This is a genomic window from Staphylococcus croceilyticus (genome assembly GCF_002902575.1).
Classification (GTDB): Bacteria; Bacillota; Bacilli; order Staphylococcales; family Staphylococcaceae; genus Staphylococcus; species Staphylococcus croceilyticus.
Genome location: NZ_PPRD01000009.1, coordinates 20,995 through 36,985, shown reverse-complemented (window position 1 = coordinate 36,985; position 15,991 = coordinate 20,995). Strand labels below are relative to the sequence as shown.

The 15,991-nt window shown below is 33.4% G+C and carries 13 protein-coding genes; all 13 read left to right on the top strand.

The window, feature by feature from the left end; all coding sequences use genetic code 11:
- Positions 1 to 2: 2 nt before the first annotated feature.
- The 13 genes from CD128_RS02195 to hisS all read left to right on the top strand — a co-directional run bounded on the left by CD128_RS02195 (position 3) and on the right by hisS (position 15,981).
- Entirely contained in the window at positions 3 to 458 is a 456-nt protein-coding gene (locus tag CD128_RS02195) for an ACT domain-containing protein (protein ID WP_103328456.1), read from the top strand.
- A gap of 12 nt (positions 459 to 470) precedes the next feature.
- A complete protein-coding gene (gene ruvA / locus CD128_RS02190; RefSeq protein WP_103328455.1) occupies positions 471 to 1,076 on the top strand; it encodes a Holliday junction branch migration protein RuvA in 606 nt (201 codons plus the stop codon).
- A 53-nt stretch (positions 1,077 to 1,129) separates the two neighbouring features.
- Positions 1,130 to 2,125 (top strand): Holliday junction branch migration DNA helicase RuvB, encoded by a 996-nt coding sequence (gene ruvB / locus CD128_RS02185; protein WP_103328454.1) that lies wholly within the window; start codon positions 1,130 to 1,132, stop codon positions 2,123 to 2,125.
- A 10-nt stretch (positions 2,126 to 2,135) separates the two neighbouring features.
- Complete coding sequence (queA, locus tag CD128_RS02180; RefSeq protein ID WP_103328453.1) at positions 2,136 to 3,161, top strand: tRNA preQ1(34) S-adenosylmethionine ribosyltransferase-isomerase QueA; 1,026 nt, start codon at positions 2,136 to 2,138, stop codon at positions 3,159 to 3,161.
- Positions 3,162 to 3,179: 18 nt separating this feature from the next.
- On the top strand, positions 3,180 to 4,319 hold the full coding sequence (gene tgt, locus CD128_RS02175) for a tRNA guanosine(34) transglycosylase Tgt (RefSeq protein ID WP_103328452.1): 1,140 nt from the start codon (positions 3,180 to 3,182) through the stop codon (positions 4,317 to 4,319).
- 15 nt (positions 4,320 to 4,334) lie between these two features.
- Complete coding sequence (yajC, locus tag CD128_RS02170; RefSeq protein ID WP_103298268.1) at positions 4,335 to 4,595, top strand: preprotein translocase subunit YajC; 261 nt, start codon at positions 4,335 to 4,337, stop codon at positions 4,593 to 4,595.
- Between the two features lie 589 nt (positions 4,596 to 5,184).
- Positions 5,185 to 7,470, top strand: coding sequence for a protein translocase subunit SecDF (gene secDF / locus CD128_RS02165; RefSeq protein ID WP_103328451.1), 2,286 nt, complete (start codon positions 5,185 to 5,187; stop codon positions 7,468 to 7,470).
- Positions 7,471 to 7,625: 155 nt separating this feature from the next.
- On the top strand, positions 7,626 to 9,899 hold the full coding sequence (gene recJ / locus CD128_RS02160; RefSeq protein WP_103328450.1) for a single-stranded-DNA-specific exonuclease RecJ: 2,274 nt from the start codon (positions 7,626 to 7,628) through the stop codon (positions 9,897 to 9,899).
- 21 nt (positions 9,900 to 9,920) lie between these two features.
- Positions 9,921 to 10,439, top strand: coding sequence for an adenine phosphoribosyltransferase (locus tag CD128_RS02155; RefSeq protein WP_103328449.1), 519 nt, complete (start codon positions 9,921 to 9,923; stop codon positions 10,437 to 10,439).
- 381 nt (positions 10,440 to 10,820) lie between these two features.
- A complete protein-coding gene (locus CD128_RS02150; RefSeq protein ID WP_103328448.1) occupies positions 10,821 to 13,010 on the top strand; it encodes a RelA/SpoT family protein in 2,190 nt (729 codons plus the stop codon).
- A gap of 16 nt (positions 13,011 to 13,026) precedes the next feature.
- Positions 13,027 to 13,479, top strand: coding sequence for a D-aminoacyl-tRNA deacylase (gene dtd / locus CD128_RS02145; protein ID WP_103328447.1), 453 nt, complete (start codon positions 13,027 to 13,029; stop codon positions 13,477 to 13,479).
- Positions 13,476 to 14,351 carry an N-acetylmuramoyl-L-alanine amidase gene (locus tag CD128_RS02140; RefSeq protein ID WP_103328446.1) on the top strand — a complete coding sequence of 292 codons (876 nt, stop codon included), beginning with the start codon at positions 13,476 to 13,478 and terminating at the stop codon, positions 14,349 to 14,351. Before dtd ends, CD128_RS02140 begins: the two co-directional genes overlap by 4 nt.
- Before the next feature lie 367 nt (positions 14,352 to 14,718).
- Positions 14,719 to 15,981 (top strand): histidine--tRNA ligase, encoded by a 1,263-nt coding sequence (hisS, locus tag CD128_RS02135; RefSeq protein WP_103328445.1) that lies wholly within the window; start codon positions 14,719 to 14,721, stop codon positions 15,979 to 15,981.
- The last annotated feature ends 10 nt before the right edge of the window (positions 15,982 to 15,991 follow it).

Sequence of the window (15,991 nt, the reverse complement as noted above, 5' to 3'; positions counted from 1 at the left end):
AAGTGGACAATAAAGATTATAAAAAGTTTTATTTAATACGCGAAGATGTGTTACCAGAATCTGTTGTGAAAACTTTAAAAATTAAAGATGCTTTAAAAAATAATCCTAATTTGTCCATTTTTGAAGCAGTAAAACAATTTGATTTATCACGAAGTGCATTTTATAAATACCGAGAAACTATCTTTCCGGTGGATGAGAAAATGCTAGAACATCGAGAATTTACGCTTATCTTATACGTAAATGATATTGTGGGTATGCTTGCACAAGTGTTAAATACAGTTTCTAAATTAGAATTGTCTGTACTCACTATTCACCAAAGTGTGCCGATGGAAGATAAAGCTACTATTACGTTGTCTTTAAGTGCGAAAGATACTGCGAAATCTATCGATGAAATTATTATCGCACTACGAGATATTGAACACGTTTCTAAAGTAGAACTAATCAGTATGAGTATGTAAGGAAGGTCAAAAATGTACGCTTATATTAAAGGACAATTAACACAACTATTTCCTACACATGTTGTCATTGAAACAACTAGTGGAATTGGTTATGAAATACAAACGCCGAATTCCTATCGTTTTCAAAAATATTTAAACAAAGAAGCGACTATCTATACTTCATTAATCGTTAGAGAAGATGCCCAATTGTTATATGGCTTTATTAGTGAAGAAGAAAAGGATATGTTTTTAAGTTTGATTAAGGTGACAGGGATAGGACCTAAATCAGCACTAGCTATCTTGGCTACAAGTACACCAAATGAAGTCAAACGCGCTATTGAAAATGAAAACGATGCGTATTTAACAAAGTTTCCTGGTATTGGGAAGAAAACGGCACGCCAAATTGTGTTGGACTTAAAAGGCAAAGTTCAAATCACTGAGGAAACGAGTGAAACTCTATTCCAAATTGATGGTCAAGCATCAGTAAATGAAAATGTAATTAAAGAAGCTTTACTAGCACTTGAAGCATTAGGCTATTCTAAGAGAGAATTAGCGAAGGTAGAAAAAGTGCTTAATAAAGAAAATGTTGAATCCGTGGATGAAGCGGTTAAAATCGGTTTAAGAACTTTAGTGTCATAGATTACGAAGTTAATTAGACTTGAATAATTTTAAAACAGCTGGGGGAGATAAGTATGGATGATAGAATGGTTGATCAATCTCTACACAATGATGAGTCATCTTTTGAATATTCATTAAGACCAACAAGATTAAAACAATATATTGGCCAATCTTCTATTAAAAGTAACTTAGAAGTCTTTATTAAGGCGGCTAAATTGCGTGAAGAACCGCTTGATCATGTGTTGTTATTTGGTCCCCCAGGATTAGGTAAAACGACGTTATCTAATATTATTGCTAATGAAATGGAAGTTAACATTCGTACTGTTTCAGGACCTTCATTAGAGAGACCTGGCGACTTAGCAGCTATATTATCAGGCTTACAACCAGGAGATGTATTATTTATCGATGAGATACACCGTTTAAGTAGTGTCGTAGAAGAAGTTCTATACTCAGCTATGGAAGATTTCTTCTTAGATATTATTATTGGTAAAGGTGATGAAGCACGTAGTATACGTATTGATTTACCTCCATTTACTTTAGTAGGCGCTACTACACGTGCAGGAAGTTTAACTGGTCCTTTAAGGGATCGCTTTGGCGTTCATCTCAGACTTGAATATTATAATGAGAATGATTTAAAAGAAATTATTATACGTACTGCAGATGTTTTAGGAACCAAGATTGATGATGAAAGCGCAATCGAGTTAGCTAAACGTTCTCGTGGGACTCCTCGTGTTGCAAATCGTCTATTGAAAAGGGTCAGAGATTTCCAACAAGTGAATGAGGATGAACAAATTTATATTGAAACGACTAAACAAGCATTACAACTTTTACAAGTGGATGATGAAGGTTTAGATTATATCGATCATAAAATGATGAACTGTATAATTAATCAATATAATGGAGGCCCTGTAGGTCTTGATACGATTGCGGTATCAATTGGTGAAGAACGTATAACAATTGAAGATGTTTATGAACCATTTTTAATACAAAAAGGCTTTATTGAACGTACGCCGAGAGGAAGAAAAGCTACGGCGTTTGCGTATGAACATTTTAAAAATATAAAAGAATGAGGGAATTTAAATGAATGTTGAGGAATTTGATTATCACTTGCCGGAATCGTTAATTGCTCAAACGCCATTAAAAGATAGAGACCATAGTCGTTTATTAGTACTTGGACGCGAATCTGGAGAAATGGAACATAAGCATTTTACAGATGTCATTGATTACTTTGAAGCGGGTGATACGCTTGTGTTAAATGATACGCGTGTTATGCCAGCGCGTTTATTTGGCCTCAAAGAAGAAACTGGCGCCAAAGTAGAAATGTTAATGCTTACGCGCATTGAAGATAATGATTGGGAAGTGCTATTAAAACCTGCCAAACGAATCAAAGTCGGAAATAAATTATCTTTCGGTGATAGTAAAATCGTTGCTGAGTGTATTAAAGAGTTAGACCAAGGTGGACGCATTATGCGATTGCATTATGATGGTATCTTAGAAGAACGTCTAGATGAACTAGGTGAAATGCCATTACCACCATACATTAAAGAACGTTTAGATGATCCGGATCGCTACCAAACGGTTTATGCGAAAGAAAGTGGCTCTGCTGCTGCACCGACTGCTGGCTTACATTTTACTGATGAATTATTACAAAAGATAAAAGCAAAAGGTGTTAATATTGCTTTTATTACATTACATGTAGGATTAGGTACATTTAGACCAGTTAGTGTAGAAAATATTGACGATCATGAAATGCATAGTGAATATTATCAAATGACACAAGCAACAGCTGATTTACTAAATGAAACTAAAGCTAAGGGTCATCGAATTATTTCAGTCGGTACTACATCTACTAGAACGTTAGAAACAATTCGTCGTGATTACGATCAATTTGTAGCAGTAAGCGGTTGGACGGATATTTTTATTTATCCTGGTTTCGAATATAAAGCAATAGATGGTTTAATTACTAACTTCCATCTACCTAAATCAACGCTTGTTATGCTTGTATCAGCATTTAGTAGCAAGAAAAATATTTTAAATGCATATAATAAAGCTGTAGAATTAGAGTATAGATTCTTTAGCTTTGGTGATGCAATGTTAATTATATAATGAATGAGAGGTATTAATATGCCAGCAGTTACTTATGAACATATTAAAACTTGTAAACAATCAGGTGCACGTTTAGGCATTGTTCATACACCACATGGCTCTTTTGAAACACCAATGTTTATGCCAGTTGGAACAAAAGCTACAGTTAAAACAATGAGCCCTGAAGAATTAAGACAAATTGAGGCTCAAATTATATTAGGGAACACATATCATTTGTGGTTACAACCTGGAAATGATATTATCAAACAAGCTGGGGGCTTGCATAAGTTCATGAATTGGAATGGCCCAATTCTTACTGACTCAGGTGGTTTCCAAGTATTTAGTTTAAGTAATTTAAGAAAAATTACTGAAGAGGGCGTTGAATTTAGACACCATACAAATGGTTCTAAATTATTCTTAAGTCCTGAAAAATCAATGGAAATTCAAAATGATTTAGGTTCAGATATTATGATGGCGTTCGATGAATGTCCACCTATGCCATCTGAATATAAATATGTTAAAGATTCTATTGAACGTACTACAAGATGGGCAGAGCGTTGTCTTAAAGCGCATAAACGTCCTGAAGATCAAGCGTTATTTGGAATTATTCAAGGTGGAGAATATAAGGACTTAAGAGAACAAAGTGCTAAAGAACTTGTTAAGCTTGATTTCCCTGGATATGCGATTGGCGGTTTATCAGTAGGTGAACCGAAACCTGTAATGTATGAAGTGGTTGAACATACCGTTCAATATATGCCTGAAGATAAACCACGTTATTTAATGGGCGTTGGTTCTCCAGATGCATTAATCGAGTGTAGTATTCGTGGTATGGATATGTTTGACTGTGTATTACCAACGCGTATTGCTAGAAATGGTACTTGTATGACTTCTAATGGTAGATTAGTTATTAAAAATGCTAAATTTGCAGAAGATTTCAGATCACTTGATGAAAATTGTGATTGCTATACATGTAAGAATTATACACGTGCTTATATTAGACATTTAATTAAAGCTGAGGAAACTTTTGGTATCCGTCTTACTACTATTCATAATTTACATTTTCTGCTAAAATTAATGGAAGATATTAGACAGGCCATTAGAGAAGATAGATTATTAGATTTTAAAGAAGAAATCTTCGAACAATATGGACTTAATGTAGAGAACCCTAAAAACTTTTAGTAAGGAGAAAACATAATGAACGTTTCAGCATTGATTTTACCAATAATTTTAATTATTGTGTTTTATTTCTTTTTAATTCGACCTCAACAAAAACGCGCGAAAGAACATCGTGAAATGATTAGTCGAATTGAATCAGGTCAACGTGTTACTACAATTGGTGGTTTAAAAGGTACAGTTAAAGCTGTAGATGAAACTACTGTAGTAATTACTGTAAATGGTCATGGTACAGAAATGACTTTCGAAAAACCAGCCATTAAACAAGTAGATCCATCATAATTAATATACGTTGAAAAAGTAGTCTTACTTTATAACTTGAAATGCCCACGAAGTTAAAAACTTTGTGGGCATTTTTTTGTGTTTTTTATTAAAGACGTTCTAAGATAGATATTTACTTGTTTAAATTATTTCATATTCATGGGGTGCTGTCTCTAAAGCAGTTCTTTGATTTAATCATTAGAACTACTTACCTAAGTGCCATAGCACTTAGGTTCATCAAATATACTGCTTCCCTAGGAGTCTTCACAACTACACTTCGTAATCTACCTTAGAACTACTTACGTAAGTATATAAATACTTACGAACCTCAATAAATTCATATCTCTCAGGCGTCGATGTACAACATTTCCGTATCTATTTTTTACAAAAAGATATGTATAAATCAGCTTATTGTAGTTTTGAAATGTCATAAGGGATATAATGCAACATTTAAAAAAATTAAAAAAATGGACATGGATCTGAATTTCACTAAATGTTGTGTTATGTTAATATAATTAAGTCATGTTATAACAATGTAATCTTTTATTAACTTGCACGTGGTTAATTAAAAGATTATTCTAATTACATAAGTAAACAATGAGGTGTTCATGTGAAAAAAATTAGTAGGATAATTGCTTACTTATTAATTGTAGTCCTCCTCTTTGTGGGAATGGGACTTACTTATAAGAAAGTAGTTAAAAATGTAAATCTTGGTCTTGATTTACAGGGTGGTTTCGAGGTGCTTTACCAAGTTAAACCGCTTGAAGGTGGCAAAAAGATTAATGATAATGCTTTACAATCTACTGCCCGTACATTAGAAAATCGTGTTAACGTATTGGGTGTATCTGAGCCACATATTCAAGTAGAAGACCCTGATCGTATCAGAGTTCAGTTAGCTGGTGTTAAAGATCCTGACGAGGCTCGAAAAATCTTATCTTCTCAAGCTAATTTAACGATTCGTGATGCAGATGATAAAGTTAAATTAACTGGTAAGGATATTGTACAAGGTTCAGCTAAACAAGAGTTTAAACAAGGTACGAATGAACCAGCTGTTACTTTTAAATTGAAAGATCGTGCTAAATTTAAAAAAGTAACGGAAGAGATTTCTAAAAAACAAGAAAACATGATGGTAGTTTGGTTAGATTATAAGAAAGGTGATAGCTATCACAAAGAATTAAAGAAACCTGAGAATAAACGTAAATACGTATCAGCCGCTTCTGTTAACCAACCTATCAATTCAGATAGTGTAGAAATTTCTGGTGGTTTCCATGGTCAAGAAGGCGTGGAAAGAGCTAAACAAATTGCAGAATTACTTAACGCTGGGTCATTACCAGTTGATTTAAAAGAAATTTATTCAAATTCTGTAGGTGCTCAATTTGGTCAAGATGCACTTGATAAAACAATTTTCGCATCTGCAATTGGTATTGCTGTAATTTACTTATTCATGGTAGGCTTCTATAGATTACCAGGTTTAGTTGCAATTATTGCATTAACTGTATACATCTACTTAACTTTAGTAGCATTTAACTTTATTTCTGGGGTGCTTACACTCCCAGGTTTAGCTGCCTTAGTACTCGGTGTAGGTATGGCAGTCGATGCTAACATCATTATGTATGAACGGATAAAAGATGAATTGAGGATAGGACGAACGCTCAAACAAGCTTATAGTAAGGCAAATAAAAGTTCATTCTTAACTATCTTTGACTCAAACTTAACAACTGTAATTGCAGCCGGCGTATTATTCTTCTTCGGTGAAAGTTCAGTTAAAGGTTTCGCTACGATGTTATTATTAGGTATTTTAATGATCTTCGTAACGGCAGTATTTTTATCAAGATGGTTACTTTCATTACTTGTGTCATCTAATTATTTTAAAAAGAAATATTGGTTATTTGGTGTTAAGAAGAAAGACCGTCATGATATTAATGAAGGCGTAGATGTACACGACTTAAAAACATCATTTGAAAAATGGAATTTTGTTAAATTAGCTAAACCATTAATAAGTTTAAGTATACTTATCTTAGTTGCAGGTATTATTATTTTAAGTATTTTCAAATTAAACTTAGGTATTGATTTCTCAGCAGGTACGCGTGTAGATATCAATTCTGATACTAAATTAACGCAACCTCAAGTTGAACGTACCGTTAAAGATTTAGGCTTAACGCCTGACCAAATTCAAATTAATGGTGAAGATAATAAGCAAGCTACTGTTCAATTTAAAAAAGCTTTAACTAAAAATGAAGTGATTAAAGTAAATGAGAAAATGAATGATGCATATGGACATAAACCAACTGTAAATACTGTATCTCCAATGATTGGTCAAGAGTTAGCTAAAAATGCTATGAAAGCTCTTATCTTTGCAGCTATTGGTATCATTATTTATGTGTCATTAAGATTCGAATGGAGAATGGGTCTTTCATCTGTATTAGCTTTACTTCATGACGTCTTTATTATTGTTGCGTTATTTAGTTTATTCAGATTGGAAGTAGACATTACATTTATTGCAGCCATTTTAACTATCGTAGGTTATTCAATCAACGATACAATTGTTACCTTCGACCGCGTAAGGGAGAACTTGCATAATATTAAAGTGATTACTGATTCTGAACAAATTGACGATATTGTTAACCGTTCAATCAGACAAACGATGACACGTTCTATTAATACAGTATTAACTGTTGTAGTTGTTGTTATTGCGATTTTAATCTTTGGTGCATCAAGTCTATTTAACTTCTCACTTGCATTATTAATTGGATTAATTTCAGGCGTATTCTCTTCAGTATTTATTGCCGTTCCGCTTTGGGGTATTTTGAAGAAACGTCAATTGAAAAAATCAGAAAATGGAAAACTTGTAGTGTATAAAGAGAAAAAATCTAATGATGAAAAAATCTTAGTTTAATATTTGATTGATTAGAACTATTGATGAACTCCGGTTTATCAATAGTTCTTTTTTTATTTTTTAAATAATCTAGTTTTATTTATTTAATCAGATGTTACTTTTTATTTAATAAAATTTTAGGTATAATGGCTCTTGGAAAAAGGAAGGATAGTTGTATGATTAAATCTAAATATAAATGGCTTTATGAACCTCCAACTGAATATATAGCAGATGATGTAGCTAAAGCACATAAATTAACACCTATAATAAAAAAAGTATTGGAAAGTAAAGCCATCACTAAAGACGGCGATATTAAAGATTTACTTTCTGGATCAATGGTTAGTCATGATCCACGCTTATTAAGTGATATGGATAAAGCAATTGAAAGAATTAATCAAGCGATTGATAAAAACGAGCGTATATTAGTGTATGGAGATTATGATGCGGACGGTGTTACATCTACCACAATTCTAGTAAATACGTTAAGAATGCTAGGTGCTGAAGTAGGATGGTATATTCCAAACCGCTTCACTGAAGGTTATGGTCCTAACGAACTTGCTTTTAGAAATGCTTATGATGAAGGTGTTTCACTTATTATTACAGTAGATAATGGGATACAAGGCCATAATGAGATTAAAATGGTGCAAGAATTAGGTGTAGACGTTATAATTACGGACCATCATGAAATTGGTCGTACACTTCCAGAAGCCTATGCTATCGTTCATCCTATGCATCCAGAATTTGATTATCCGTTTCATTATTTATGTGGCGCTGGTGTAGCTTTTAAATTATCTCAAGTGTTACTAGATAATCCACCTAATTATTTTGAGAGCTTAGCTGCTATTGGGACAATTGCCGATTTAGTGTCATTAACCGATGAGAACCGTACCATTGTAAAAAATGGTTTGGCTCACTTAAATGAGCATTGTCCACCTCAAATTAAAGCTATTTTAAATCAAGCTGGCTTTAATGACACGATAAATGAAGAAACGATTGGTTTTATTATTGGACCAAGACTGAACGCAGTAGGTCGTCTTGAAGATGCTTCATTAGCTGCAGAACTGCTTATGTCAGAGGATGAGGAAGAGGCCGAGTTTTTAGCGGAACAAGTCGAACATTTTAATATTGAGCGTAAAGATATTGTTGCTCAAATTACTGAAGAAGCCTTAGTGATGGCTGAAGAAAAGGTAAATGCTGGTCATCAATTCTTATTACTAGCCAAAGCAGATTGGCATGAAGGTGTATTAGGAATAGTAGCTTCTAAAATTGTTGAAACCTATTCACTGCCAACCCTCATTTTAAATATAGATTTAGAACAAAATCATGCTAAAGGTTCAGCGAGAAGTATTGAACAAGTATCGATGTTTGAAATATTGAGTGCGCATCAAGACTTAATTTCTAAATTCGGCGGTCACCACATGGCTGCAGGAATGACCATGGAAATTGAGAATATTCAACCATTAGAGCAAGGCTTAAATGAATGGATGACACAGTTAACAGAACATACTTCATTAGAACCGGCTAAACATGTCACCGTAAAACTTGAAGAAAAAGATATTACGGTTGGTAACATTAACGATATTCAAAAACTAAGTCCATTCGGTACAGATTTTGAAAAACCATTATTTGAAATTGATGATATCGATGTAACAGATGTTAAAGCAATTGGTAAAGATAAGGCACACTTAAAACTTGTAGCCGGCGAACAACAGCTTCAAAATCTTTTTTGGAAAAATGGTCAACTCGCCACACAGCTCGAAATAGGGCAACCTATTAATCTGTTAGGTCATTTACAAATTAATGAATGGAATGGCAATCAATCGCCACAACTTATCATTCAAGATTTAGCAACCAACGACGAACAAATATTAGATTACAGAAGTAAACGTAAACAATTGGATATAAATCCTACCGACCATCATTATGCGTTTGTCATTCATCCTAAAAAAGAAAAATTAGATGATAATTATTATTTTTATGGTGAAGAGATAGACCCAACTCATGATATAATTGTATTTCGTGATTTACCGCCAAATCTTGAAAGTGTTCAACAAAGTTTACAAGGTTTAACTTATTCGCAATTGTATTTAATCTTACAACACAGTCAGTCGATATATTTTGAAGGTATGCCAAACGCATTGTTATTTAAAAATTGCTATAAGGCATTATTGAATAAACAAGAAATGAATCTAGCTCAAGAAGGCATGCAATTATGTCAGTATTTAAGAATTAAACCTAACTTACTTAAATTTATGTTGAAAGTGTTTCTTGACTTAGGCTTTATCACTGACGAAAATGGTATAATTAAAATAAATAATAATCCTAACAAACAAGCGATTGAATCAAGTCGCATTTATCAAGCTAGACAAGCAAGAATCGAAGTTGAGCAACTTCTACTCTATGATGACTTTTCACAACTTAAAAAATGGATTAAAAATCAAAAGGGCTAAATAATAGGAGGAAATAGATAAATGGATTTAAAGCAATATGTTTCAGAGGTTGAAGATTGGCCAAAAGCAGGAGTAAGTTTCAAAGATATTACAACGATTATGGATAATGGGAAAGCATATGGCTATGCTACTGATCAAATTGTTGAATATGCTAAAGAACGAGATGTGGATATTGTCGTAGGACCCGAAGCAAGAGGATTTATTATCGGATGTCCGGTTGCTTATTCAATGGGTATTGGCTTTGCTCCAGTTCGAAAAGAAGGTAAATTACCTCGTGAAGTCATTCGTTATGAATATGACTTAGAATACGGTACAAACGTTTTAACGATGCATAAAGATGCTATCAAACCAGGTCAACGTGTGTTAATCACAGATGATTTATTAGCTACTGGTGGTACAATTGAAGCGGCAATTAAATTAGTTGAAAAACTTGGCGGTATCGTTGTAGGTATTGCATTCATTATTGAATTAAAATACTTAAACGGTATTGAAAAAATTAAAGATTATGATGTAATGAGTTTAATCTCTTACGATGAATAAGTGTTCATTTAAAATATCCAATTTAAATGTATCATAATTACTCATATAGAAGCGGAATGAAGAAATCATTTATTAAAATGACTTTCTCTACCGCTTCTTTTTTTATTATGAAGCATTTATTTCTAGAAGTTTAAATTTAATTTAACAGCATTTATTTATTTAAAAACTTGTAGTATCATAAAACTATTATTTATAAAAAAGTTAAACCTTTTATAGTGTATTGAACATTTGATACACTAAGATTAATACTCGCATTTCTATGACTTTGGAAATGTTATTTTTATACAAATTAAAAGATACTAGAGTGTTTGTAGCTTCATTTTAAAAAAGTCAATTAACGGGCAGAGTATTTGGAATATAAGAGAGTTGGGGTGTCATATATTGAATAATGAATATCCATATAGTGCTGACGAGGTACTACATAAAGCGAAATCCTATTTATCAGCAAATGAGTACCAATATGTTTTAAAAAGTTATCATATTGCTTATGAAGCACACCAGGGTCAATTTCGAAAGAATGGTCTGCCTTATATTATGCATCCTATTCAAGTGGCAGGCATATTGACAGAGATGCGTTTAGACGGTCCAACTATCGTAGCAGGATTCTTACATGACGTGATTGAGGATACACCTTACACATTTGATGATGTGAAGGAAATGTTTAATGAAGAAGTTGCGCGTATTGTGGATGGCGTTACTAAGTTAAAAAAAGTGAAATATCGTTCTAAAGAAGAACAACAAGCAGAGAATCACAGAAAGTTATTCATTGCGATTGCCAAAGATGTACGTGTGATCTTAGTTAAACTTGCAGATAGACTGCATAATATGAGAACGCTAAAAGCTATGGCTCGAGAAAAACAAGTGCGTATCTCTAAAGAAACGTTAGAAATTTATGCGCCTCTTGCTCACAGATTAGGGATTAATACAATTAAGTGGGAACTAGAAGATACTGCCTTACGTTATATTGATAGCGTACAATACTTCCGTATTGTCAATTTAATGAAGAAAAAACGTAGTGAACGTGAAGCTTATATCGCAAATGCTATCGATAAAATTAAAGAAGAAATGGATAATATGAAAATCACTGGAGAAATCAGTGGACGTCCTAAACATATCTATAGTATCTATCGCAAAATGATGAAACAGAAAAAGCAATTTGATCAAATATTTGATTTATTAGCTATTCGTGTCATCGTTAACTCAATTAATGATTGTTATGCAATTTTAGGTTTAGTGCATACATTATGGAAACCAATGCCAGGTCGCTTCAAAGATTATATCGCGATGCCTAAACAAAATATGTACCAATCTTTACATACGACAGTTGTAGGTCCAAATGGTGATCCTCTTGAGATTCAAATTAGAACATTTGAAATGCATGAAATTGCTGAACACGGGGTAGCCGCACATTGGGCGTATAAAGAAGGTAAAACGGTAAATGAAAAAACGCAAGACTTCCAAAATAAGTTAAATTGGTTAAAAGAATTAGCTGAAGCGGACCATACCTCTTCTGATGCCCAAGAATTTATGGAGTCGTTAAAATATGATTTACAAAGCGATAAAGTTTACGCCTTTACGCCAGCCAGTGATGTTATTGAATTACCATACGGGGCAGTCCCTATTGATTTCGCTTATGCGATTCATAGTGAAGTAGGAAACAAAATGATAGGCGCTAAAGTAAATGGTAAAATTGTTCCAATTGATTATGTTCTTCAAACGGGGGATATAATCGAAATTAGAACAAGTAAACATTCGTATGGTCCAAGTAGAGATTGGTTAAAAATTGTTAAGTCTTCAAGTGCTAAGAGTAAGATAAAAAGCTTTTTCAAAAAACAAGACCGCTCATCCAATATTGAAAAAGGTAAATTTATGGTTGAAGCAGAGATTAAGGAACAAGGCTTTAGAGTTGATGATATATTAACCGAAAAGAATATAGAGGTAGTGAATGAGAAATATAATTTCGCTAATGATGACGATTTATACGCTGCTGTAGGTTTTGGTGGCGTAACTGCATTACAAGTGGTAAATAAACTTACAGAGCGTCAGCGAATCCAAGATAAGCAAAAAGCGCTTAATGAAGCACAAGAAGTTATTAAGTCTTTACCTATCAAAGAGGATATCATTACAGACAGTGGGGTTTATGTAGAAGGTATTGAAAATGTCTTAATTAAACTTTCTAAATGTTGTAACCCAATCCCAGGGGATGATATTGTTGGGTATATAACTAAAGGACATGGTATTAAAGTTCATAGAACAGATTGTCCTAACATAAAAAATGAAGACGATCGTTTAATTGATGTAGAGTGGGTAAAATCCAAAGACTCTACACAACGCTATCAAGTTGATTTAGAGGTCAATGCCTATGATCGCAATGGTTTATTAAATGAAGTGATACAAGCGGTTAACTCGACGGTAGGTAGCATTATTAAAATTAACGGTCGTTCGGACACAGATAAAAACGCAGTGATTACAATTAGTGTTATGGTTAAAAATGTAAATGATGTTTATAGAGTCGTTGAAAAACTAAAACAATTAAGTGATATATATACTGTTTCAAGAGTATGGAATTAATTGAGGTGCAAAAGAGATGAAAATAGTTGTACAGAGAGTGAAACGAGCTTCAGTAAAAAATGTTAATATTCACAATCAAATTGAAAAAGGATATTGTTTATTAGTAGGCGTAGGTAAAGATTCTACTGAAGCGGATGTAGAAGCAGTAGCTAAGAAGATAGTGAATGCCCGCTTATTTGAAGATGAGAACGGTAAATTAAACTTAAATATCCAGCAAGTAGAAGGCCAAATACTTTCAGTTTCTCAATTTACGTTATATGCAGACGTGAAAAAAGGTAATCGTCCCGGATTTTCAAATTCAAAAAATCCAGAAGAAGCGGAACAACTCTATGAAAAATTTAATACTGCTTTAAGAAATTATGGTATAGAAGTAGAAACTGGAGAATTCGGTACGGATATGGAAGTGGAAATTATTAATGATGGCCCAGTGACGATCATTTACGAAAGTCAGGATGGCAAAGTGATATGAGTAAAATAGATGCATGGTTAACAAAACATGGTCTAAAAAATGGTCGTACGCTTATTGTGGTTATTCTCTTCATCCTATTTTTAATCTTATTATTTATGTTTATGAATCATGATGACCAAGGTAGCAATCGTATAACGATTACAGAAGATGCCGAATTACGTACAGGTCCTAATGCAGGTTATCCAGTGATTTATCAAGTAGATAAAGGCGAGAGTTTTAAAAAGGTAGATAAGTTAGATAAATGGATTGAAGTAGAGAATCATAATGCTACTAAAAAAGGCTGGATTGCTGGGTGGCATACAAGCTTAGATATTCCTGAGGATGTTAATAAAAAAGAGAACCCTTTGAAGAATAAGGTCATTGTCTTAGATCCTGGCCATGGAGGCAGTGATCAAGGGGCCTCTAGTAATACTGCTAATAAAAGTTTAGAAAAGAAATATACATTACAAACTGCGAAAGAATTAAAACGTGCGCTTGAAAAAGCGGGCGCTAAAGTAAAGTTAACGCGTTCTGATGATACATATGTGAGCTTGGATGATCGTAAAATGGATGGCGATGCGTATATCAGCATACATAATGATTCATTAGATAGTGCGAATGCTAATGGGGCTACTGTATATTGGTATCAAGATAGTCAAGAATCGCTAGCGGAAACGTTAAATGCGAATATCCAAAAGAAATCTTTGTTATATAATAGAGGTACACGCCAAGAGAATTTCCAAGTATTACGACAAACAAATAAACCGGCCGTATTGTTAGAATTGGGTTATATAAGTAATCCAACTGACGAGATGATGATTAGAGATCCATTACATAGACAAGTCGTTGAAGAAGCGGTTGTTGATGGTTTGAAACAATATTTTGCATCATAAGTCTTGCAAAGTGAAGCTAAACTCGTTATCATAATGAGTGAACTTTATAAACAATACCGTTAGTATTCTTGGAAAGTTAAATGAAATAGGTAGCAATGTTATTTATAACTGTGTAGAGATATAATCCTTGGCTGAAAGATTATACTGAGTAGTTTTACTTTTGAACACAAGAAGAGGTGCTTTAATAAATAAAGCCGGTTTACGTACGTTAAACGTTTTGAGTGGAGAGTAAGATAGTCTATTTTATTCTCAATTAGGGTGGCAACACGGCGATTCGTCCCTTATATAGTTTAATGCTATATAAGGGACTTTTTTTATTAGAGGATGTTAAGTTATCAAAGTAATAGATAGATGAAGGAGTGATTAGGTGATTAGAATTCCTAGAGGGACTCAAGATATTTTACCTGAAGCGTCTAGTCAATGGCGTTATATTGAAAATAAGCTAGATGAACTGATGACAATATATAACTATAAAGAAATTCGTACACCTATCTTTGAAAGTACAGATTTATTTGCACGTGGCGTTGGTGATTCAACTGACGTCGTACAAAAAGAAATGTATACATTTAAAGATAAAGGTGATAGAAGTATTACATTGAGACCAGAGGGTACTGCTGCTGTTGTGCGTTCATATATTGAGAATAAAATGCAAGGTAATCCAAATCAACCGATTAAGTTGTATTATAATGGGCCAATGTTTAGATATGAACGTAAACAAAAAGGGCGTTACCGCCAATTTAATCAATTTGGTGTAGAGGCTATTGGTGCTGAAAATCCAAGTATTGATGCTGAAGTGCTAGCAATGGTAATGCACATATATGAATCATTCGGTCTTAAACACTTAAAACTTGTTATCAATAGTATTGGTGATGCGGATTCTCGTAAAGAATACAACGAAGCGTTAGTGAAACACTTCGAACCAGTGATTGATACATTCTGTGCAGATTGTCAATCACGTTTGCATAGTAACCCAATGCGTATCTTAGATTGTAAAGTTGACCGTGATAAAGAAGCAGTTAAAAATGCACCTCGTATTACAGATTACTTAAATAGCGAATCAAAAGCTTATTATGAAGAAGTTAAAAGTTACTTAGATGAGTTAGGTATTAATTATGTAGAAGACCCTAACTTAGTGCGTGGTCTTGACTACTATACTCATACTGCCTTTGAGCTTATGATGGATAACCCTAACTATGATGGTGCAATCACTACATTATGTGGTGGTGGCCGCTACAATGGCTTATTAGAGTTATTAGATGGCCCAAGTCAAACTGGTATTGGTTTCGCTTTAAGTATTGAAAGATTACTTTTAGCACTTGAAGAAGAAGGCATTGAATTAGATGTTGAAGATGATTTTGATTTATTCATAGTGACTATGGGAGAAGAAGCTGAACGTTATAGTGTGAAACTTTTAAATAATTTAAGAAAACATGGCGTTAAAGCTGATAAAGATTATTTAAACCGTAAAATTAAAGGTCAAATGAAACAAGCCGATCGATTAAATGCTAAATATACTGTAGTAATAGGCGATCAAGAACTTGAAAATAATCAAATAGATGTAAAAAATATGGCAACAGGTGACTCAGAAACTGTTAAATTAGATGAACTTGTTAACTTTTTTGAAAAATAATAAAGGAGAG

Coding starts and splice junctions, on each gene's coding strand:
- ruvA (WP_103328455.1), top strand. CDS start 471: ATGTACGCTTATATTAAAGGACAATTAACACAACTATTTCCTACACAT.
- ruvB (WP_103328454.1), top strand. CDS start 1,130: ATGGATGATAGAATGGTTGATCAATCTCTACACAATGATGAGTCATCT.
- queA (WP_103328453.1), top strand. CDS start 2,136: ATGAATGTTGAGGAATTTGATTATCACTTGCCGGAATCGTTAATTGCT.
- tgt (WP_103328452.1), top strand. CDS start 3,180: ATGCCAGCAGTTACTTATGAACATATTAAAACTTGTAAACAATCAGGT.
- yajC (WP_103298268.1), top strand. CDS start 4,335: ATGAACGTTTCAGCATTGATTTTACCAATAATTTTAATTATTGTGTTT.
- recJ (WP_103328450.1), top strand. CDS start 7,626: ATGATTAAATCTAAATATAAATGGCTTTATGAACCTCCAACTGAATAT.
- CD128_RS02155 (WP_103328449.1), top strand. CDS start 9,921: ATGGATTTAAAGCAATATGTTTCAGAGGTTGAAGATTGGCCAAAAGCA.
- dtd (WP_103328447.1), top strand. CDS start 13,027: ATGAAAATAGTTGTACAGAGAGTGAAACGAGCTTCAGTAAAAAATGTT.
- CD128_RS02140 (WP_103328446.1), top strand. CDS start 13,476: ATGAGTAAAATAGATGCATGGTTAACAAAACATGGTCTAAAAAATGGT.